Annotated in this window: 17 protein-coding genes; 6 read left to right on the forward strand and 11 right to left on the reverse strand. The window is 64.4% G+C overall.

Annotated elements, in window-relative coordinates; all coding sequences use genetic code 11:
• The 8 genes from H3H51_RS11475 to yaaA all read right to left on the reverse strand — a co-directional run bounded on the left by H3H51_RS11475 (position 1) and on the right by yaaA (position 11733).
• Positions 1–1422, reverse strand: a complete 1422-nt coding sequence (locus H3H51_RS11475; protein ID WP_183089168.1) for an alginate O-acetyltransferase — start codon at positions 1420–1422, stop codon at positions 1–3.
• A gap of 12 nt (positions 1423–1434) precedes the next feature.
• Complete coding sequence (gene algG, locus H3H51_RS11480) at positions 1435–3096, reverse strand: mannuronan 5-epimerase AlgG (RefSeq protein WP_183089169.1); 1662 nt, start codon at positions 3094–3096, stop codon at positions 1435–1437.
• A 10-nt stretch (positions 3097–3106) separates the two neighbouring features.
• Positions 3107–4516: an alginate export family protein gene (locus H3H51_RS11485; protein WP_407926499.1), complete on the reverse strand. Its 1410-nt coding sequence runs from the start codon at positions 4514–4516 to the stop codon at positions 3107–3109.
• Between the two features lie 64 nt (positions 4517–4580).
• On the reverse strand, positions 4581–5945 hold the full coding sequence (gene algK, locus H3H51_RS11490; RefSeq protein ID WP_183089357.1) for an alginate biosynthesis TPR repeat lipoprotein AlgK: 1365 nt from the start codon (positions 5943–5945) through the stop codon (positions 4581–4583).
• A gap of 260 nt (positions 5946–6205) precedes the next feature.
• Entirely contained in the window at positions 6206–7411 is a 1206-nt protein-coding gene (locus H3H51_RS11495; protein ID WP_183089171.1) for a PilZ domain-containing protein, read from the reverse strand.
• 26 nt (positions 7412–7437) lie between these two features.
• Entirely contained in the window at positions 7438–8919 is a 1482-nt protein-coding gene (alg8, locus tag H3H51_RS11500) for a mannuronan synthase (protein ID WP_183089172.1), read from the reverse strand.
• A 61-nt stretch (positions 8920–8980) separates the two neighbouring features.
• On the reverse strand, positions 8981–10291 hold the full coding sequence (gene algD / locus H3H51_RS11505; protein ID WP_183089173.1) for a GDP-mannose 6-dehydrogenase: 1311 nt from the start codon (positions 10289–10291) through the stop codon (positions 8981–8983).
• Positions 10292–10953: 662 nt separating this feature from the next.
• Positions 10954–11733, reverse strand: coding sequence for a peroxide stress protein YaaA (gene yaaA / locus H3H51_RS11510; RefSeq protein ID WP_183089174.1), 780 nt, complete (start codon positions 11731–11733; stop codon positions 10954–10956).
• 138 nt (positions 11734–11871) lie between these two features.
• Here yaaA and dmeF point away from each other — a divergent pair, with 138 nt between their 5' ends.
• The 6 genes from dmeF (at position 11872) to H3H51_RS11540 (ending at position 16928) form a co-directional block, all read left to right on the forward strand.
• Positions 11872–12882, forward strand: a complete 1011-nt coding sequence (gene dmeF / locus H3H51_RS11515; RefSeq protein ID WP_183089175.1) for a CDF family Co(II)/Ni(II) efflux transporter DmeF — start codon at positions 11872–11874, stop codon at positions 12880–12882.
• A 259-nt stretch (positions 12883–13141) separates the two neighbouring features.
• Entirely contained in the window at positions 13142–14533 is a 1392-nt protein-coding gene (locus tag H3H51_RS11520) for a PhoH family protein (protein WP_183089176.1), read from the forward strand.
• Positions 14534–14644: 111 nt separating this feature from the next.
• Positions 14645–15151 (forward strand): cyclic pyranopterin monophosphate synthase MoaC, encoded by a 507-nt coding sequence (gene moaC / locus H3H51_RS11525; RefSeq protein WP_183089177.1) that lies wholly within the window; start codon positions 14645–14647, stop codon positions 15149–15151.
• Complete coding sequence (locus H3H51_RS11530) at positions 15148–15393, forward strand: MoaD/ThiS family protein (protein ID WP_183089178.1); 246 nt, start codon at positions 15148–15150, stop codon at positions 15391–15393. Before moaC ends, H3H51_RS11530 begins: the two co-directional genes overlap by 4 nt.
• 1 nt (position 15394) lies before the next feature.
• On the forward strand, positions 15395–15850 hold the full coding sequence (moaE, locus tag H3H51_RS11535; protein ID WP_183089179.1) for a molybdopterin synthase catalytic subunit MoaE: 456 nt from the start codon (positions 15395–15397) through the stop codon (positions 15848–15850).
• 301 nt (positions 15851–16151) lie between these two features.
• Positions 16152–16928, forward strand: coding sequence for an ABC transporter substrate-binding protein (locus tag H3H51_RS11540; RefSeq protein WP_183089180.1), 777 nt, complete (start codon positions 16152–16154; stop codon positions 16926–16928).
• Between the two features lie 94 nt (positions 16929–17022).
• Here H3H51_RS11540 and H3H51_RS11545 read toward each other — a convergent pair whose 3' ends face one another.
• Genes H3H51_RS11545 through H3H51_RS11555 form a run of 3 tightly spaced genes read right to left on the reverse strand, consistent with a single transcriptional unit; the run spans position 17023 to position 19789 of the window.
• A complete protein-coding gene (locus H3H51_RS11545) occupies positions 17023–17646 on the reverse strand; it encodes a helix-turn-helix transcriptional regulator (RefSeq protein ID WP_183089181.1) in 624 nt (207 codons plus the stop codon).
• 59 nt (positions 17647–17705) lie between these two features.
• Entirely contained in the window at positions 17706–18839 is a 1134-nt protein-coding gene (locus H3H51_RS11550) for an NAD(P)/FAD-dependent oxidoreductase (protein ID WP_220790957.1), read from the reverse strand.
• Positions 18836–19789: an ornithine cyclodeaminase family protein gene (locus H3H51_RS11555; RefSeq protein WP_183089182.1), complete on the reverse strand. Its 954-nt coding sequence runs from the start codon at positions 19787–19789 to the stop codon at positions 18836–18838. Before H3H51_RS11555 ends, H3H51_RS11550 begins: the two co-directional genes overlap by 4 nt.
• Positions 19790–19878: the final 89 nt, after the last annotated feature.

A 19878-nucleotide genomic window follows, 5' to 3' on the forward strand; every position in this document is an offset into this window, starting at 1 on the left:
TCAGTCGGCTTGCGCCGTGAGGGCTTTGTCGCCAGCGCCCGAGCGTTTGCACAGGGTGGCCTCGACGCTGAGCTTGGCCGGCATGTTTTCCGGGCTGTGGATTTCCATGGCGAGCATGTTGAGGTCACGCCAGTCGGCGTCGTTGCGTAGCTCGAAGACGTAGCGGCCGCCGGTGTCGACGCGGTCGCTCTGTTCGATCTTGAAGTTCTCGCGGCGGCCGTTGAGGTACCAGATGGTCGCCATGGACTCATGCACGGACGGGTCGCTGAAGGTCAGGTCGACCAGGTAGTCGCGCGCCGGCAAGGTGCGCAGCTGGTCTTCGCCATTGACCAGCACCTCGTTGCTGCCGGGCTTGAGGGTGACCTGGTTCTTCATCACCACCGGGCGGCCTTCGCAGCCGTTGTTCACCAGCGGCACGGCCTGGCGGTAGAAGCTCTGCTGGGCCAGGTCGTAGTGGGTGGCGAACTCCCAAACCAGGATCTTCGGCGGGCTGTCGTGGAACTCCTGGCTGCTCATGTACTGCAGCAGGGCGCTGTCGAAGCCACCGCCGCTGACTGACATGTTGAGCACGTCGGCGCCGCTGTACTGCTCGAGGAACCCGGCGAAGTTGTAGGCCGGGCCGCTGTTGCTGGTGCCGACCAGGGCGATCTGCGGGTTGGATTCGTCGCCGAACAGGTCGCCGCCACCGGTATCGCCCACCGGCTCGGTTTCGTAGCGGTCGACGTACTGGGTGGCGTAGCTCACGCCGCAGAAGGTGGTGGCGGTCTTGTGCAGGGTGCCGGCCTTGGGCAGCAGGCCGGTGACCTTGCTGGCGAATTCCTTCTTGGGAATCTCGGCGAAACCGGGGATGTCCTTCATCGTCTCGGCCACCAGCTCGGCGGTGCGCTCGGCGCCGGCCGGGGTCCAGTGGTGGTCGGCCTTGAAGTAGTAGTCGGTGTCCTTGCCCTGTTCGTCGAACAGCGGCGACAGGTCGGTGACCCAGATCCCGGTCTTGCGCAGCTCGGCCACGGCCTGCAGGTAGTTCTGCTTGGCCAGGTCATAGTTGAAGTCGGCCTTCTCCGCAGCGGTGAGCTTCTCGCGGTTCACCAGCCCGCGGGTCGGCTGGTAGACGATCATCAGCTCGATGCCGCGTGCCTTGAGCGCGTCATGCAGGCGCTTGAACTGGCTGTAGCCCTCACGCGTGGTGCCGAAGTCGGTGCGCAGGTCGTAGCGGGTACGGAACAGCCAGTCGCCCTCGCCCTGCACCAGGGTGGTGAAGAAGCTCAGGTACTTGCTGTTGTAGTTGCTCGGGTTCTGCGCGGCGGGGCACAGCGGGCCGATGGCACGGGCCTGGTATTGCGGCTCGGCGAGAGCGGCGGGGCTGGCCAGGGTCAGCAGCGAGGCGGCGAGGGCCAGCGGGCGAATGGGGCGATAGTGAGTCATGTCGTTCCTTCCTCAGTCCTGGAGTTCGGCCTGGCTTTCGACGGGGTCGATGAGCACGGCTTTCTTGCGGCGCACCAGCAGGTCGAGGATTTCTTCCTGGCGCTCACCGAGAATGCCGCTGAAGCTGATGCCGGTGCTCTTGGAGGGCGCGGTGAGGGCCACGTTGTAGAGCTCCAGGCTCAGTGGCGAGTCGATCGACAGCGGGCTGGAGCCATTGGCGGCCAGCTCGCCGCCGACCACGATCATCGACACCTTGGTGTCGAACGGGTCGAGCGCGATGTCGCGGTCGGTGTCGGAGAGGTCCTTGATGTGGCCGTAGACGCCGGTCAGGCCGTTGGCCGCGGCGAGGTTTTCGTACAGGCGGATGTTCACGCTGTTGCGGATGCGGATGCCGTGGCGCGCGTTGTTCAGCACCTGGTTGCCCCACAGCAGGTTGTCCGGGCTCTCGTACAGGGTGATGCCGTCGGCGTGGTTGCGGTAGACGTGGTTGTAGGCCACCAGGTTGCCCACGCTGTTGCGGTCGATGACGATGCCGGAGAGCTGGTTGTCGTAGCTCTTGTTGTTGATGATCCAGCTGTTGTTGACCTCCCGCGAGATGATGATGCCGTGCTTCTTGCGGGTCCCGTAGACGGTGTTGTTGGCGATGATCAGGCCGTGGGAACGGTCGTGCGGGTCGATGCCATACACGATGTTGTCGCGGTAGGTGTTGCCCTTGATCACCACGTTCTGCGCCTCGAAGCAGTAGAAGCCGTACCAGTGGTCGACGAACTCGGAGTCCACCAGCCAGCCGGTCGGTTCCGGGCGTTTCAGGCGGGCGTGCATGCCCGGCGTGTACTGGGTGATGGAGATACCGTAGGACTTGGAGTTGTCGTAGCCCAGGCTGGTGACCAGGCTCTTGGCGATGTACAGCTCGCTGCCGCCCCAGGACACCAGGAACGGGCGGAAGGTCTTCGGTTGCTTGAACCAGGCCGGCTCGTCCTTGGTTTCATTCCAGGCGGTGAGCTGGGTGTCGGTGATGAACAGCTTGCCGTCGTTGACCATGAACGCACCGCGCTCCTGGGACAGGCGCAGTTCCTTGACCTCCTTGCCGACATGCAGGGTGGCGCCCTGGGCGACCACCAACGGCAGGCGGGCGATGTATACACCCGGTGCGGTCTCGGCGAACTGGCTGGGCGGCAGGTGCTTGGCCAGGTCCTTGGGCGTGACATAGCCGCCCTCGATGAAGATCGCCAGGGGAATGCCGCGCTGGCGGCTGACCCATTCACGCAGGCGTTCGTTGCCGCCGATGAAGTCCTTCAGGGCGTCCTGCTGCAGCATGCGCCGCACCACCACCTGTCCGGTGGGCTTGGTCTGAATCTTCGCCAGCACCGCCTCGCGGGTGTAGCCGCCCAACTCCGGCAGCGTGGGCTTGGCCAGTTGCAGCTGGTTGATCGGCGCACTGGTCACCGTGTAGTTCTTGGTTTCCTTGAGCTCCTTGGTCGGCTGCGGCGCATTGGCTTCGGCCAGTTGCAGCAGGCCGAGCAGCACGCCGCCGCAGAGCAGGCGCAGACCCAGGGGCACGCCTCGGCTAGGTGTAGGAGCCAGCTTGCTGGCGATGCTCTTCAGCTGGCCTGGATCGCCAGCAAGCTGGCTCCTACAGGTCGAGTAGGGCGGGTTGATGGTCTGTGCGTACATGGCCATACCCTCAGAAGCGCCAGATGAAGTCGACGAAGGCGCGATGCATCAGCGAGTCGGTATCGCTGGCATAGGCGTTGCCGGGTTTGAACACGCCGCCACGCAAGCGCACCAGGGCCGAGCGGTCATCCAGGTGCTCACTCATGCCGGCGGGCAGCAGGCCCTGTTTGAAGTACTTGGTCACCACCAGGTCAAGCTCCTGGCCGACGTCCTTCTCGCCGTCCTGCAGCGGGGCGATGATGCCGCTCTGGCCGATGTCCTGATTGTCGTCGACGCGCCAGAAGCGGTGGTAGACCAGACTGGCGTCGTAGTCTTCCTGCAGCTTCCACGAGGCGAAGGCGGTAGCTACCTGCAGGTTGGACAGCTCGCCACGGAAGGCCTCGCCGAAGCGGTGCACGCGCGAATCGACGCCGGTGAAGGCCGAGCGGTTGCTCTCCAGGCCGGTTTGCATGAACTGCTCGGACTTGTCGTCGTCACCGCCACCACTGCCACGGGCATAGGCGCCGCCGACTTTCCATTGCTCGTCGAGGCTGTAGCGCAGGCCGAGGTCGACGGCCCAGGCATCGACGTCCTGATCGCGCTTGCCGGTGGCGATGCGTTCGTCGCCGACCACTTGCTGTTGCAACTGCTCGGTATCGCCGGTCAGCCAGGTGGCCTGGGCCCAGTAGTTGAGCGGGTTCTTCGAGTTGGGGTTGAAGAAGTCGCCGTCGGCGTTAAGACCGAGCCAGGTAAGGTCGCCGGTGTAGCGCTTGTCCAGCTCGTCGACGGTCTCGCCGGGTTTGCGCAGGTCGCCACTGTCATGGCTGTGGTGGGCCTTGACGCCGACCCGGTGGCCGGGCGTCCACTGGTAGGACAGGTCGCCGAACAGGTGCTGGCGGTCTTCGTCTTCCGGGGCCAGTTCATCGAGGTCGGTGCGGTAGTCGGAGAAGCGCTCGGCGATGCCAGCATGGGCTTCCACCAGGCTGGTGTCGAAACTCCAGCGCAGCGCCTCGATGTTGTTGTCCCACCAGGTGCCTTCGTCGCTGCGCACGCGCTGGCGACCCAGGCGCAGGTGTTCGCCGGGGTAGGGCGTGAGGCCGGCATAGTCGACCCAGAATTCGCGCATCGCCAGGTAGCTCTTGTCCGGCTGGCGGCCGTCGTTACCGGCGTTTTCTTGCGCGTCGAGGTCGCTGGACTGGATGGTGTCGGTCTCGATGATGTCGCTGGCCGCCACCGCCTGGCCCATGGCGAAGGCGCTCCAGTTGCCGCGCTGGCCATACAGCCAGGGGCGCACGTCGATACCCATGCCTTCGACGTCGCCGCCCTTGGCGGTGCCGAGGTCGCGGTCGTCTTCCGATTGCAGGGTGATCTTCACGTCGAGGCCGAAGTTCGGGTCGGTGACCTGTACCGCCCAGGCCGAACTGGCGGTCAGCAATGACATGCCGAGGCCCAGGCTGGTGGTGATCCTATTCAGTTTCATCTGTTGCTCCTTGCCGGCAGGTCGCTTACAGCGCCTGCGCGTTCAATTGGGCCTGGTCCTGCAGCGCGGCGCCGCGCAGTGCGCGCTCCTCGCGCAGTTTCTGCTCGGCCTGGCTCAGCTGCGTGGCGGGTAACTGCTGGCTGACGGCGCGCGCCAGTTCGACCGCTTGTGGGGTGTTCTTGGGTAGCGCCAGCTGGCTGAACACATAGGCGCTGGTCAGGTCGGGCTGGATGCCCTTGCCCTGGGAGAACATCTGGGCGAGGGCGAAGTCGGCGTTGATCTGCCCGGCGCGGGCGGCGCTGAGCAGGTGATCGAGGGCTTGCTGCGGATAGACCTCGCCGAGGTAGCCACGCAGGTAGATCTGCCCCAGCAGGTAGTTGGCGGCAGGCTCGCTGGGTGCGGCCTTGCGCAGGTGCTGCTCGGCCTTCTGCGGGTTCTGCGGCACCAGCTTGCCTTCGTAGTAGAGCTTGCCGAGCAGCAGTTCGGCGCGCGGCAGGGCGGCTTCGCGGCCGTGCTTGAGGTAGCCCATCATGGTTTCGGTATCGCCCAGGCCGGGATAGTCATAGAGCAGGCGGGCCAGGCTGACCCAGGCGGCCGGGTACTGCGGGGCGATGGTTTCGAGCAGCTCCTGGGCCTTGTTCTCGGCCGGCTTGCCGAGTTCGGCATCGGCCAGCACCTGGGCCACCGACTCGACCCGCTGGGCCGGCACGACGCCGCTCTGGTAGCCACTCATCAGGCGCTGCAGCAGGGCTTCCTGGGCATCGGCCTGGCCCTGCACCTGGTACACGGTGGCGAGTTCGACGTAGCACACGTCGGCCTGTTCGATCAGACCCTGGCAGATCCGTTCGATCTCGCCGAGGTGCTGGTTGTAGGTGCCCTGGGTGCGATAGACCAGGACCTGGGCCAGCTCGGCCTGCGGGTGGCCCTGCTCGCGCCAGGCGGAAATGCGCGCTTGTACGTTCATGCCGGGAAAGTCCTGTGGATATTGCAGATAGAGCATCACCAGCGGCAGCAGGCTGCTTGGCTCGCCGGCGGTGAAGGCCTCTTCGAGCAGCTGTGCCGACTCGCGGCGCTCAGCGGTGCTGGCGTCGGGCTTGCGCGCCAGCAGCTTGCCGAGCCGGGCCTTGGCCCGCGGAGATTCATCCATGGCCTGGCGGTAGGTCTGCTCGGCTTTCTTCAGGTCCTCGGGCGTGCCGCTGGCCACCTGCAGGTCGGCCAGGCCGACGGCGGCGTCGCTGTAGCCCATTTCGGCCAGGACGCGGAAGTTGCGCTCGGCGGTGACGGTGTCGCCGTTCTTCAGCGCCTCGTTGGCCAGGCGCTGGTCCGGCAGGCCGACGCAACCGGCCAGGCTGACGGCCAGGCTCAGCAGCAGCGGGGCGGCCAGGGGCATGCGGGAGTCGATATGGGACACGCTGGCGTCCTCCTCAGTAATCGGCTGATAGGGTCTGTTCCCGCTTCATTCGCGAGCCGCGTTGCTGCGGAAAGTCTCGCCAGGCTAGGCGTGGGATGCAGGCAATGGTTGTCCCCTTGCCAAGTCCCACAACGACGCATGGCGAGACTTTCCGCGCAACCCGAAGGGACGGGCCCGTTTTTGCGCGGGACGTCGTTACTCGACGGCTCATTTGGACGACCAAACTTCGCGTCTCGCGCCTAGTCCCGCGCATAAACGGGCTCCGTCGCGGCCGTGAATGAAGCGGGAACAGACCCTAGTGCCTTGTCGATCATCCAGTCGAACGACGGGCCGCGGTCGATGGTGACTTCCACGGGCTGGCCGGCGAAGGTGCTCGGCAGCGGCTGGTCGGGCTGGATCACCGCGCGGATGTCCGAGGACAGGCCGCCTTCGTGCAGGCTGGTGCTGACCACCAGGCCGTGGCGCGGCTGGTCTTCATCGCCAATCCAGAAACTGACCCGCGAGCCGGGTTTGGCCTGGGCCAGGTTGCGGTAAGGGAAGCTGGCGTTGATGGTGGCGTAGCTGTCCTGTGGCACCAGTTCGAAGATCACGTCGCCCTTGCTGGCGAACTGGCCGTCGGCCACCAGCTGGCGCGCCACCTTGCAGTTGCACGGGCTGGTCAGGGTGCCCTTCATCTGCTTGCCGAACAGCTCCTCGACATTGGCCGGGCTCAGCTGCTCGTCGCTCAGGTGGCCCTTGAGCATTTCCAGCATGCTCGCGGAGAAGGCGGCGATGGGCGCGCCCTTGGCCACCTTGTCGCTACCCTCGGGCAGCAGGGTCTGCACCGTGCCCTCGCGCGGCATGGTCACCTGCAAGGACGGCACGCTGACCAGGGCCGACTGGGCATGGGTGACGAAGTACAGGTTGTAGATCGACTGGAAGATGTAGCCGAAGGCGGCCAGGCCGACGACGAAGATGCCTAGGCTCAGGGTGATCGCCTTGAAGCGGCCGAAGAAACCCAGGCCGGAGCCCTTGCCGCCCTGCTTGCGGGCCTTGGTGAAGTTCTCCCGCTGCAGGGTGTTGAGCAAGTCGCCGACGCTGATGATCTCGCCGGCCAGGTGGGCGCTGATCAGGTAGCGCAGGGTGGCGATGTCGCGCGGTTTGAGGTTGTGGAACTGGCAGCCGACGCGGCCGCTGTCGAGCTCGAAGGAGCGCACCTGGAACTCGATGTCGATGCCCAGGTTGAGGCCATCCAGCTTGAATTGCAGGTGGCCCTGGTAATAGTCGCCCACCTGCACCGGCTGGCGGTCGGCGCTGAAACTCAGGCCCCCGGCAGACAGGTCGAGGATGCGCTGTTCGACGCGCTCGCGTCCCTTGGTCAGGTAGCGCAGCACCGCAGGGATCTTGACCCGGGCATGCTGGCGTTGGGCTTCCGCTTCGTGGACCACATTGACGGCTGTATTCATGGGGAGAATTCCTGTTCGAGTTCCGGTCACACCAACGCCAGGAGCGTGGCGATGAAAACGCTGGTGGCAGAAAAGGTCATGGCGCGCGACGACCAGGTGTTAAACCAGCGGGTGAAGCTGGCCAAGCCACGGTCGAGGGTGGTGTTCTGGCGGGTCCAGGACTGCTGGTCGAGGCGGAAGAACACGTAGATCTTCACCAGCGCGCCGACGATCTGGTTGTAATAGAGGATCAGCGGGTAGGCCGGTCCGATGTGGTGGCCGCTGAGGCTGAGGAGCAGGGTGAGGACCAGGCGGGTGATGCCGATCCACAGCAGGTAAACCAGGATGAAGGCGATGCTGTACTTGACGCTGGCGATGATCGCCACGCACAGGCCGAGCAGGCTGGTCCACATCGACACGCGCTGGTCGAACAGCACCACGCTGGTGAAGGCGCCGAGGCGTCGCACGCCCAGGCGCAGGGCCCGCGAGTTCTGCCGCAGGTTGTTGCCGTACCAGCGGAACATCAGTTTGCGACTGGCCTTGATAAAGCTCTTCTCCGGCGGATGCTCGACCGTGTTGATCGCCGCATCCGGCACGTAGAAGGTGTCGTAGCCCAGGCGCATCAGGCTGTACCAGCTGGATTTGTCGTCGCCAGTCAGGAACTGGAAGCGGCCCAGGCGCCAGTGGTCGAGGTGGTCGCTCTCGACGTCGGCGATGAACTCGGGGTCGGTGACCACGCTGGCGCGGAACACCGACATGCGCCCGGTCATGGTCAGCACGCGCTTGCTCAGCGCCATCGAGCACATGTTCAGGTGGCGCTGGGCGAAGCGCAGCTTGTGCCACTCGCTCATCACGTAGCTGCCGCGTACCTCGCAGAACTCGTTGGTGGTCAGGCCGCCGACGTTGGGGAACAGCTTGAACCAGGGCACGGTCTTGCGGACCACGCCTTCGCCGAGCACGGTGTCGCCGTCGATCACCGCCACCACTGCATTGCTGTCCGGCATCTGCCGCGAGATGGCGCGAAAGCCGTGGGCCAGGCCGTCACGCTTGCCGGTGCCGGGGATGCGCACGAAATCCAGGGTGACCTGCGCCGGTGGCGCGAGCTGGCTCCAGATGTCCTTGATCAGCAGCTCATCCGACAGCTCGACGATGGAGCACACCACGGTGGTCGGGTAGCCGCAGTCGATAGCCTCGCGGACCACCGAGCGGTAGACCATGGCGGTGGTCAACGCGTCGATGCGGAAGCTGGTGACCAGCAGGAACACGTGCGATGGGTCGGCCGCGCTGCCGAGCTTGCGCACCTTGCGCCGGTAGTGCGGGTAGACCAGGTAGAGGAACAGGCAGCCGCGCAGGAAGTGCAGGGCGCCCATGGAATAACGCCAGATGCCCACCACGCCGATCAGTAGGAGGAAATCCTTCGACTCGGGGTCGAATACCGTCCTCGGCAGTGCCAGCGCCAGCAGCATCAGCAGTGACAGGTAGAGCAGCCAACCGCTGGCCTGATTGATGCCTGTCTTCAGCTTGTCCATAGAGTCATCCGTTCTGTCTCGGGATTGCCCCGAGCCTTGGCTCGGAGCGCTCCTTTGGTTCTTACCAGCAGATGCCTTCGGCACCGGCATGGCTGGTGCGACTCATGAAACCGACCAGGTCGATGATCTGCTTGCCGTCGGGCGAGCGCTCGGCCAGGCCGGCGAAGCGCTTGTCGGCGTTGCCCAGGACGATCACATCGGCGTTGTCGATCACCGAGTCGAAATCGCTGTTGAGCAGCGACGAGACGTGCGGGATCTTCGATTCGATGTAGTCCTTGTTGGCGCCATAGACGCGCGCGTACTCGACGTTGCTGTCGAAGATGCTCAGGTCGAAGCCCTTGCCGATGAGCATTTCGGCCAGCTCCACCAGCGGGCTTTCGCGCAGGTCGTCGGTGCCGGCCTTGAAGCTCAGGCCGAGCAGGGCGACCTTGCGCTTGTCGTAGCCAGCGATCATGTCGAAGGCGTTCTGCACCTGGGCGGTGTTGCTGCGCATCAGCGAACCGATCAGCGGTGTATCGACGTCCAGCGAGCTGGCGCGGTAGTTCAGGGCGCGCACGTCCTTGGGCAGGCAGGAACCGCCGAAGGCGAAGCCGGGCTTCATGTAGTACTTGGACAGGTTGAGCTTGTGGTCCTGGCAGATCACGTCCATCACCTCGCGCCCGTCGACGCCAACCGCCTTGGCGATGTTGCCGATCTCGTTGGCGAAGGTGACCTTGGCCGCGTGCCAGACGTTGCAGGTGTACTTGATCATTTCCGCGACCTCGATGGTCTTGCGGATGATCGGGGCGTCGAGTTCTTCGTAGATGCTGGCCAGCAGGTCGCCGGAAGCCGTGTCGAACTCCCCGATGACGGTCATCGGCGGGAAGTCGTAGTCCTTGATCGCCGTGCTCTCGCGCAGGAACTCGGGGTTCACTGCCAGGCCGAAGTCGACGCCGGCCTTCTTCCCGGAGCAGTCCTCGAGGATCGGCAGCACCACGTTCTGTGCGGTGCCCGGCAGCACAGTGCTGCGTACCACCACGGTGTGGCGGCCGGCCTTGTCGCGCAGGGCAAAGCCGATTTCGCGGCACACACCTTCGATGTAATCCAGTTCCAGGTCGCCATTCTTCTTGCTCGGCGTGCCGACGCAGATGAATGACACCTCGGTGTCACGCACGGCGGCGGCGACATCGGTGGTGCCGCGCAGGCGGCCATTGCTCAGGCCCTGTTGCAGCAACGCTTCCAGGCCGGGTTCGACGATGGGCGACTTGCCCTGATTGATCAGATCAATCTTCTGGGCGGAGATATCAACACCCACTACTTCATGGCCACGGGCCGAGAGACAGCCGGCACACACGGCGCCCACGTAACCTAAACCGAAAATGCTGATTCGCATTGCGTTCACCTCATCCATATATCGCGCAATTCAATAAGTGGCGGATAGCCACGGTGTTTCAGGCGCTCATTCACGGGTAATGAATGAGTTGTTCAGGTATTAATAAGTCCGGCTCCCAAGGCGGAGGCGGAAGTGGGCTTGTTATAAAGTCAGGCCCGTTTAATTACCTTGCTTGTTCCTGCCAGGGCTAGTGCCACGTGGCTTGTGTTCGGGTTATAGGGTTAGGCGTTTTTCTCCTTTAACTTCGCGGTAACTTTTTCGAGTATGAAACTGCCCGTCGAGCCTGGACTCGATGCGATGGAGGGCAGTTTTGGCTCACACGGAAGTTGTGTGAAGAAAGTTGTTACGGGGGTAAGAGTGTAAGAATTTTCCTATAGTTCCTACCGTTCGTCCCGATTTTTGACGGAGTACAAATTTTCTACTACCGCAACTAATTGCACGGTGATAGCAAACTTGTAATTAATTGGAAGTTGATAAAGTTCAATAAAGTTTCAAGAGGGAAGTATGTTGCGCAGGAGGGAAGTTGCTGTTGCAACTTGGGCGCGCAGAGCAGAGCGCCAGCTGGCGCGGGGTTGGGGCGGCGCGTAGGGGTGGGTGAAACCCGTGTGCGAGGCGCAGAAAACCTCGCGGGTTGCACCCGCCCTACATACTCAGGAGGGGAATCAGTCCAGCGGCTGGTCGCGCAGAAATACCAGACTGTCCGGTTTCGATTGTTCGGCGCTGTAGCGGTAGCCGGCGTAGGCAAAGTCCTTCAGCCCGGCTGGGTCGGTCAGGCGTTCCTTGGTCACATAGCGCGCCATCAGGCCGCGGGCTTTCTTGGCGTAGAAGCTGATGATCTTGTACTGGCCGTTCTTCAGGTCCTTGAACTCGGTGTCGATGACCCGAGCCTTGAGGGCCTTGCGCTTGACCGCGCCGAAGTACTCGTTGGAGGCCAGGTTGAGCAGCACGTCGTCGCCTTGCTCGGCCAGCGCCTGGTTGAGCCAGCCGCTGATGCGCTCGCCCCAGAAGGCATAGAGGTCTTTGCCCTGCGGGTTGGCCAGCTTGGTGCCCATCTCCAGGCGGTAGGGCTGCATCAGGTCGAGCGGGCGCAGCACGCCGTACAGGCCGGAGAGCATGCGCAGGTGGTTCTGGGCGAAGTCGAAGTCGGCCTCGCTGAAGTCCTCGGCGTGCAGGCCGGTGTACACGTCACCCTTGAACGCGAGCAGGGCCTGCTTGGCGTTGGACGGGTTGAACGGCCGTTGCCAGCTGCCGTAGCGCGCCACGTTGAGGGCGGCCAGCTTGTCCGACAGGTGCATCAGCTCGCCAATCTGCTGCGGACTCAGCTCGCGCAATTGGGCGATCAGCACCTGGGCATCCTCGAGATGCTCGGGTTGGGTGAAGCGCCCGATTACCGGCGGCGTCTCATAGTCCAGGGTCTTGGCGGGGGAAATCACCATCAGCATGGGGTCGTCTCCAGAAAACGTGGCGCGATTCTAGGCTGGATGGCCGTCCAGGCTCCAGCTATCAGGTTGATTGGCTTGACCCTCGCAGGTTGCGGGGCTGTAGTGTGGACGTGCCTGCCGCTGAGCCAAGGAGTCGCCATGAGCCGTCACGATCATTCGCACTGGATGCACTCGCACGACTACCGGCCGCTGGAGAACAGCGCCGAACGCCAGGCCTGGCAGGTGGCAGCGCTGACGGGGGTGACCATGGTGGTGGAGATTGGCGCCGGCCACTGGTTCAACTCCATGGCACTGCTCGCCGATGGCTGGCACATGGCTTCGCACATGGTCGCCATTGGCCTGGCGGCGTTGGCCTACCTGCTGGCGCGCCGTTATGCGCAGGACCCCAGCTTCGCCTTCGGCACCTGGAAGATCGAGGTGCTCGCCGGCTTCGCCAGCGCGGTGCTGATGATGGTGGTCGTGGTGCTCATGGCATTCGAGTCGCTATGGCGGCTGTGGCAGCCGGCCAGCATCGCCTTCGACCAGGCGCTGTGGGTGGCGGCCATCGGCCTGGCGGTGAACCTGGCATCGGCCTGGCTACTGCGCGACACCCATGAACATGGCCACGCTCACGGCCACGGCGAGCAGGCCCATACCGATCACGATCACGCCAGCCACGCGCATGGGCACGCACCGGCGAGCGCAGGGCGCGACCTCAACCGCCATGCAGCCTTCCTGCATGTGCTGGCCGATGCCCTGACCTCGGTGGCGGCGATCCTGGCGCTGCTCGGCGGCAAATTGCTGGGCTGGAACTGGCTCGACCCGCTGATCGGCGTGGTCGGGGCGATCATCATCGGCGTCTGGGCCAAGGGCCTGCTGCTGGACACCGGCAAGGTGCTGGTCGACCGGGAAATGGACGATCCGCTGGTGGCGCGGGTGCGTAGCAGCCTGCAGCAGGAGGCGGACACCGAAGTGGCCGATCTGCACCTGTGGCGGGTCGGCCGCGCGCAGTACGCCTGCATCGCCAGTCTGGTGACCCACGGCGACGCCTCGGCCGATCGCTACAAGGCACGGCTGGCGGGCTTTTCAGAGTTGGTGCATGTGACTGTGGAGGTGAATCGCTGCGGCGAGAAAGACCATCTCGCCGAGGGGCAGGACTTCCGACTTTAACGGCGCTCACCCAGCTCGCCAAGCGTTATTCGTCGAGCCGATAAAAAAGCCTGAAAGCGATGAAAAAGTTCTTTTTTCTGTAATCCACATTGGAGTATTAACACTACAAGACCGCCGAACCCTGCAGCACAGGTGGCGGCCATCGGCCATCACTTTTGCTAGCACTTTCCCGACTTCGGCCGGGAGATCGGCGGCCCTTCCGCGACGGAGCGCTGTACTGAGTCTCCGTCGTACTGGCCTCTCGATAAGGTGACCGAGTATGGATGATCACGGACGCAACCGTTCTACCCAGCCCACCCTCTACGTCCTCGACACCAACGTCCTGATCCACGATCCCAACGCGCTGCTGAACTTCGAAGAACACCACGTTGCCATCCCGATGACGGTGCTGGAGGAGCTGGACAACCTGAAGACGGGCAAGCACACGGTCGCCGCCGAGTGCCGCCAGGCCATCCGTTTGATCGACAAGGTGCTGGGTGAGGCCCTGCCGGACGAAGTCGAGAAGGGCGTACCGATCCAGCGCGGCAAGAGTGGCCCGCAAGGCTTCCTGTCGATCCTCATGAGCAAGCGCGCGGAGCCGATCACTTGGCTGCCGGAGCACCTCAACGACAACAAGATCATCAACCAGCTGGTGGAGCTGCAGAGTCGCCGCAGTGGTTCGCCTGTGGTCCTGGTGACCAAAGACATCAACATGCGCCTGAAGGCGCGCGCCTGTGGCATCGAGTCCGAGGACTACCACACCGACCAGCTGGTAGACGATGTCAACCTGCTGTCACGCGGCTACCACAACATGACGGGCTCGTTCTGGGACCGCGTGAGCAAGGTCGAGACCCGTCAGGGCCACGGCCGTACCTGGCACCAGGTGCAGCTCATCGACAACCTGCCGGCCGTGCACATCAACGAGTTCATCATCGACGAGCAGGGTTTCGTCGGCTGGGTCAAAGGCATCGAAGGCAGCACCCTGAGCATCCTCGACCTGCACCAGGAGCCGCTGTTGCACCAGGAGGCCTGGGGCCTCAAACCGCGTGACGTGTACCAGTCGCTGGCGCTGTTTGCCTTGCTCGATCCGGATATCCACCTGGTCAACCTGTCTGGCGCGGCCGGCTCGGGCAAGACGATCCTGGCGCTGGCTGCGGCCATCGAACAGACCATGGTCAGCAAGCGCTACCGGCGCATCATCGCCACCCGCAGCGTGCAGGGGCTGGACGAGGACATCGGCTTCCTGCCGGGTACCGAGGCCGAGAAAATGGAGCCCTGGCTGGGGGCCATCACCGACAACCTGGAGGCGTTGCATTCGGATGATGAAAGCACCCACGGCAGCGTCGACTACATCCTGCAAAAGGTCCCGCTGCAGTTCAAATCACTCAACTACATCCGTGGGCGCAGCTTCCAGCACAGCCTGATCCTGATTGACGAGTGCCAGAACCTCACCCCGCACCAGATGAAGACCATCATCACTCGTGCCGGTACCGGCTCCAAGGTGATCTGCCTGGGCAACCTGGCGCAGATCGATACCCCCTACCTGTCCGCGACCAGCTCCGGGCTGACCTACCTCACGGAACGCTTCAAAAACTTCGAGCACGGTGTGCACATCACCCTGCAAGGGGTGCCGCGCTCGCTGCTGGCCGAGTACGCCGAAACCCACATGTAACCCACAACCGTCACGCGCTCTCCCGTCGGGGAGGGCGCGCCGGCGGGGTAAAAGCAGCGCGCTCCGCATGTCCGCAGCGTTACAATGCGGCATCCCCTCTGGAGCAAGCTCGTGCTGACCCATCTCGATTCCCAAGGCCGCGCCAACATGGTCGATGTCACCGACAAGGCCGTGACATCCCGTGAAGCCGTGGCCGAAGCCCTGGTGCGCATGCTGCCGCAGACCCTGCAGATGATCGTCGCCGGTGGCCATCCCAAGGGCGACGTGTTCGCCGTGGCGCGCATCGCCGGCATCCAGGCGGCGAAGAAGACCTCCGACCTGATTCCGCTGTGCCATCCGCTGATGCTCACCAGCGTCAAGCTGGAGCTGGCGGCGGAGGGCGACGACGCGGTGCGCATCCAGGCGCGCTGCAAGCTGGCCGGGCAGACCGGGGTGGAGATGGAGGCGCTGACCGCGGCCAGCGTCGCCGCCCTGACCCTGTATGACATGTGCAAGGCGGTGGACCGCGGCATGGTCATCGAATCCATTCGCCTGCTGGAGAAATCCGGCGGCAAGAGCGGCACCTTCAAGGCTGAAGGTGGCGCATCGGCAACCAACCAGGCAGGGAGCCAGGCATGATCCGCGTACAGTATTTCGCCCGTTACCGAGAGGTGCTGGGCATCGATGGCGAGCAGTTGCAGCAGGCCGCCCTGGGCAGCCTGGAGCAGCTGCGTGAACACCTGCTGGGCCGTGGCGGCGTGTGGCAGGTACTCGCCGAACAGAACCTGATGTGCGCCCGCAACCAGGAACTGTGCAGCCTGGACACCGAGCTGGCCGATGGCGACGAAGTAGCCTTCTTCCCCACGGTCACCGGAGGCTAGGGTGAGCGTCCGGGTGCAGGTAGAGGCCTTTGATCCGGGCGTAGAGCTCAACGCCCTGCATGCCGCCAACCTGGGCATCGGCGCGGTGGCTACTTTCGTTGGCTACGTGCGCGACTGCAATGACGGCCAGGCCGTGCGCGGGATGTTCCTCGAACATTATCCGGGCATGACCGAGAAGGCGCTGCAGCAGATTGCGGCCGAGGCCCAGCAGCGCTGGCCGCTGTTGCGGGTGGAAATCCTCCATCGCGTCGGCCGGCTCGAACCGGGGGAGCCGATCGTCTTCGTCGGCACCGCCAGCAGCCACCGCCAGGCGGCCTTCGACGCCTGCAACTTCATCATGGATTACCTGAAAACCCGCGCGCCGTTCTGGAAGAAGGAAGATACGGCCGAGGGTGCGCGCTGGGTCGAGGGGCGCTGCAGCGACAGCCAGGCCGCGGCGCGCTGGTCCAAGTCCTGAGCCTGCTGGCAACCGCCCGCTGCCAGCGTTCTGTACCTCCCAAACAAGCACTTTCGAGTCGTTCGGCTGGCGCCGATTAACGGCGGTTTTCGGCTGTTGACGGCATGTACATAAAAGTCCGGTATGGATTTATAAGTACAAATTAGCGACCGACAAACATGCCTCAACGCCAGCTATACCCAGCGCCATCTCTGCACCGGCACGCCTCGGCTGCACCTTCTTCTGCCCTGCAACGCATTGCCAACGCCCACCTGCCTGCCGGTTTGCGGCGGGTACCCACCTGTACTGCGGGAGTCACACTATGAAGAAACTCGTCCTGATGGGCGGTCTTGCCCTGAGCCTGCTGGCTTCCAGCCTGTTCGCTGCCGACAAACCCTTGCGCCTGGGCATCGAGGCGGCGTATCCACCCTTCGCCTTCAAGCAGGCCGATGGCGCCCTGGCCGGCTTCGATGTGGAGATCGGCGCGGCCCTGTGTGCCGAGATGAAGGTCGAATGCCAGTGGGTGGAGCAGGAGTTCGACGGCCTGATTCCGTCGCTGAAGGTGAAGAAGGTCGATGCGGTCCTGTCGTCCATGACCATCACCGAAGACCGCCGCAAGTCGGTGGATTTCACCGGCAAGTACTACTACAGCCCTGCCCGCCTGGCGATGAAGGCGGGTAGTGAAGTCAGCGCCGATTTCTCCAGCCTCAAGGGCAAGCGCATCGCCGTGCAGCGCTCGACCACCACCGACCGTTTCGCCACCGAAGTGCTGGGGCCAAAGGGCATCGAGGTAGTGCGCTACAGCTCGCAGAACGAAATCTACCTGGACCTGGTGTCCGGGCGCGTCGATGGCACCCTGGCCGATGCCATTCCATTGGATGAAGGCTTCCTCAAGACCGAGCAAGGCAAAGGCTTCGCCTTCGTCGGCCCGGACTTCAACGACCCGCATTACTTTGGTGAAGGCGCTGGTATCGCCGTGCGCAAGGGCGACAAGGCCCTGCTCGACAAGCTCAATGCGGCGATCCTGGCGATCCGCGCAAATGGCGAATACCAGAAGATCCAGAGCAAGTACTTCAGCTTCGACATCTACGGCGACTGAGTCCTGTGCCCAGCAAAAAGCCGCGCAATGCGCGGCTTTTTTGTGGCTGGTGCAGGTTGCGCCTGACGCCAGCCGGGTGGCTCTGCGTCGGCCCTCAGGCTTTGATTTCCTTGAGGTGCTTGTACACCGTGGCGCGGCCCATATTGAGCACGTTGGCCACGTAGTTGGCCGCACTCTTGCCCTTGAATGCGCCCTCGGTGTGCAGGGCTTCGACCAGCTCGCGCTTGTGCTCGCGGGTCAGCAGGTTGAGGCCGAGTTGGCGCTGGCGCAGCCAGCTGTGCAGGAAGGTGTTGATGCGCTCCTGCCAGTCATCGCGAAACAGCGCATCCGGCTGCGGGATCAATTTGCTGGCCGAGAGAAACAGGTCCAGCGCCTGCTTGGCGCTCTCGAACATCGAGATGTTCAGGTTCAGGCACAGCACCGCGATGGGCGTGCCCTTGGCGTTGCGCAGCACGGTGCTGACCGAGCGGATCTTCTGTCCGTCCCAGTTGAGTTTCTCGTAGGGGCCGATGTTGCGCTCATCCACCTCGCCGCTGAGCATGTCTTCCAGCGCGGCATCGTCGCCGACCGCACGCTTGGACAGGTTGTTGGCGATATGGTCGATCTTCTGCGTGCGCACGTCGTGCAGCACCACCTCGGCATGCGGGAAGAACAAGGTGGCGATCGCATCGGCGATGGCGCGGAAGTTGTCCAGGTCGGCGGCGGGTGTCGGCTTCATGCGCGAGGGCTCCAGGCTACTGCGCCCCGTGGGATGGGGCGCAGCGAGTGTGCCGCAACTTACCGCAGGCGGGAAGGCGAGAGCATGGCGGCGCTCAGGCCGAACCCGGCGAAACGCTCCGGCAGCGGTAGGTGGCGGATCAGCGCGGCGCAGGCCTCGCCCATCGCGGCGCTGGTCTGGATGCCATAGCCGCCCTGGGCCGCCACCCAGAAGAAGTCCTGCCCTTGCGGGTCGTAGCCGCCCACCAGGTCGCCATCGTCAACGAAGCTGCGCAGGCCGGCCCAGGTGTGCGCCGGGCGCCGGATAGACAGGCTGGTGTGCTCCTCTATCTGGTAGATGCCGAGGGCGATATCCAGTTCTTCCGGCTGTACGTCATGGGGTTCGACCGGGTCGGCATTGGCGGGCGAGCCCAGCAGCAGGCCGGCGTCCGGCTTGAAGTAGAAGGACTCGTCGAGGCTGACCAGGCACGGCCAGGCGTGGCAGTCGACGCCTTCCGGTGGGTTGAAGGTGAAGGCGGCGCGGCGCTTGGGCGTCAGGCCGATAGGGGCGATGCCGGCCAGTTTGGCAATCTCGTCGCACCAGCCGCCGGCGGCGTTGATCAGCACGCGGGCGTGGTATAGCTGCTGGCCGCAGCGTACCTGCCAGCCGTCCTGGGTCTTGCCGATGCTGGTGACGTCGCGGTCGCAGTGGATTTCCCCGCCTTGCTGGCGGATGCCACGCAGGAAGCCCTGGTGCAGCGCGTCGGTGTCGATGTCGGCGGCGCTGGGGTCGAGCATCGCGCCCTGCACTTTGTCGCGGCGCAGCACGGGCACCAGGGCGCAGGCTTGGTCGGCATCCAGCAGGCGCATCGCCGGCACGCTGGCCTTGCCGCTCTCATACTGGCGCTGCAGCTCGTCAGGGTCCCCGCTGAAGTCCACCACCAGCTCGCCGCGCGGGCTGAGCAGCGGGTGTTCGCTGAAGCCTGCTGGGGGGTGATCGAGAAAGGCACGGCTGGCAGCGGTCAGCGCGCGCACCTGCGGCGTGCCATAGGCCACGGTATACAGCGCAGCCGAGCGACCGGTGGCGTGATAGCCGGGCTGGCTCTCGCGTTCCAGCAGCACGGTCTTGCCGTGGGGGGCGAGAAAGTAGCCGGTGGAGGCGCCGGCGATACCGGCACCGATGATCAGGAATTCGCTGTCGATCACTGCGCTCATTGCTCGTGTTTCCGCAGCTGGTACAGGGCATTGGCCAGCGCCATGTCTTCCAGGCCCAGGCCGATGGAGCGGAAGAATACCGGGCGGCTGTAGTCCGGTTTCGGCGCCTGGCCGCTGAGCAACTCGGGCAGGTCGCCACGGATCTGCTCGGGGCTCCAGCCGCCTTCCTTGGCCAGGAGCATCTCGCCGGCCGAACCGGGCGTGGTGGCGCGGTAGTCGCAGTACACATCCATGCCGGCCAGGCTGGCAGGCGGCACTTCATGGGCGCGCGGGGCGTTGGTGCTGATCGAAGTGACCAGCGTGGCGCGGCCGAGCGCCAGCGGATCGAGCAGCGGCTTGGCCGACGAGGTGCAGAGCAGGATCACCTCGGCCTCGGCAGTGGCGTCCTCCTGGCTGGCGCTGAGGCTCAGGCGCGGGTCCAGGGCCTGCAGTGCGGCGCGTTCGGCGATGCTCTTGCTGGCCAGGCTCGGTGAATACAAGTGGATGCTCTGCCAATTGCGCAGGCCTTGGACGTGATGCAGGTGCGCCAGCGCCACCGGCCCGCTGCCGATGATCGCCAGGCGGCTGGCTGCGGCTGGTGCCAGCTCATCGACGGCCAGGGCGGTGGTGGCAGCGGTGCGCGCGGTGGTCAGGCCATGGGCATCGCATAGCAGCAGTGGCTGGCCACTGTGCATCGACATCAGCAAGGTCCAGGCGGTGACGGTGGCGCCTTGCGGGCCGGGGATATAGGGGGAAGTCTTGACCCCGTAGACGCCTGCTTCGGCCAGCACGCCCAGGTAATTGATGAAGTCGCCGCCCGTGGGGAACTCCACCAGTTGCTGCGCCGGCTGTACCGCCTGGGCCGCGGCCAGGCTGTAGAACATGTTGCGCAGGGCAGCCGGCACGTCGATGCGAGCGAGCAGCTGTGCGGCTTCTGCCTGGTGGATCACATAAGGAGTCGGGCTGGGCATGAGGGAAGCTCCGCGGGTCTGGAATAAACTTATTTGTCCATTTTGGACTTTTAAGTATTTTCCGGCAAGGCCGTTGGTCTGCGGATGAC

The organism is Aquipseudomonas ullengensis, assembly GCF_014174475.1.
In the GTDB taxonomy this organism is placed as follows: Bacteria; Pseudomonadota; Gammaproteobacteria; order Pseudomonadales; family Pseudomonadaceae; genus Aquipseudomonas; species Aquipseudomonas ullengensis.

What these genes read in the sequence shown, in the direction of transcription:
- H3H51_RS11475 (WP_183089168.1), bottom strand. Translation starts at nt 1,422, where the DNA reads ATGACTCACTATCGCCCCATTCGCCCGCTGGCCCTCGCCGCCTCGCTG.
- algG (WP_183089169.1), bottom strand. Translation starts at nt 3,096, where the DNA reads ATGTACGCACAGACCATCAACCCGCCCTACTCGACCTGTAGGAGCCAG.
- H3H51_RS11485 (WP_407926499.1), bottom strand. Translation starts at nt 4,516, where the DNA reads ATGTCATTGCTGACCGCCAGTTCGGCCTGGGCGGTACAGGTCACCGAC.
- algK (WP_183089357.1), bottom strand. Translation starts at nt 5,945, where the DNA reads ATGCCCCTGGCCGCCCCGCTGCTGCTGAGCCTGGCCGTCAGCCTGGCC.
- H3H51_RS11495 (WP_183089171.1), bottom strand. Translation starts at nt 7,411, where the DNA reads ATGAATACAGCCGTCAATGTGGTCCACGAAGCGGAAGCCCAACGCCAG.
- alg8 (WP_183089172.1), bottom strand. Translation starts at nt 8,919, where the DNA reads ATGGACAAGCTGAAGACAGGCATCAATCAGGCCAGCGGTTGGCTGCTC.
- algD (WP_183089173.1), bottom strand. Translation starts at nt 10,291, where the DNA reads ATGCGAATCAGCATTTTCGGTTTAGGTTACGTGGGCGCCGTGTGTGCC.
- yaaA (WP_183089174.1), bottom strand. Translation starts at nt 11,733, where the DNA reads ATGCTGATGGTGATTTCCCCCGCCAAGACCCTGGACTATGAGACGCCG.
- dmeF (WP_183089175.1), top strand. Translation starts at nt 11,872, where the DNA reads ATGAGCCGTCACGATCATTCGCACTGGATGCACTCGCACGACTACCGG.
- H3H51_RS11520 (WP_183089176.1), top strand. Translation starts at nt 13,142, where the DNA reads ATGGATGATCACGGACGCAACCGTTCTACCCAGCCCACCCTCTACGTC.
- H3H51_RS11530 (WP_183089178.1), top strand. Translation starts at nt 15,148, where the DNA reads ATGATCCGCGTACAGTATTTCGCCCGTTACCGAGAGGTGCTGGGCATC.
- H3H51_RS11540 (WP_183089180.1), top strand. Translation starts at nt 16,152, where the DNA reads ATGAAGAAACTCGTCCTGATGGGCGGTCTTGCCCTGAGCCTGCTGGCT.
- H3H51_RS11545 (WP_183089181.1), bottom strand. Translation starts at nt 17,646, where the DNA reads ATGAAGCCGACACCCGCCGCCGACCTGGACAACTTCCGCGCCATCGCC.
- H3H51_RS11550 (WP_220790957.1), bottom strand. Translation starts at nt 18,839, where the DNA reads ATGAGCGCAGTGATCGACAGCGAATTCCTGATCATCGGTGCCGGTATC.
- H3H51_RS11555 (WP_183089182.1), bottom strand. Translation starts at nt 19,789, where the DNA reads ATGCCCAGCCCGACTCCTTATGTGATCCACCAGGCAGAAGCCGCACAG.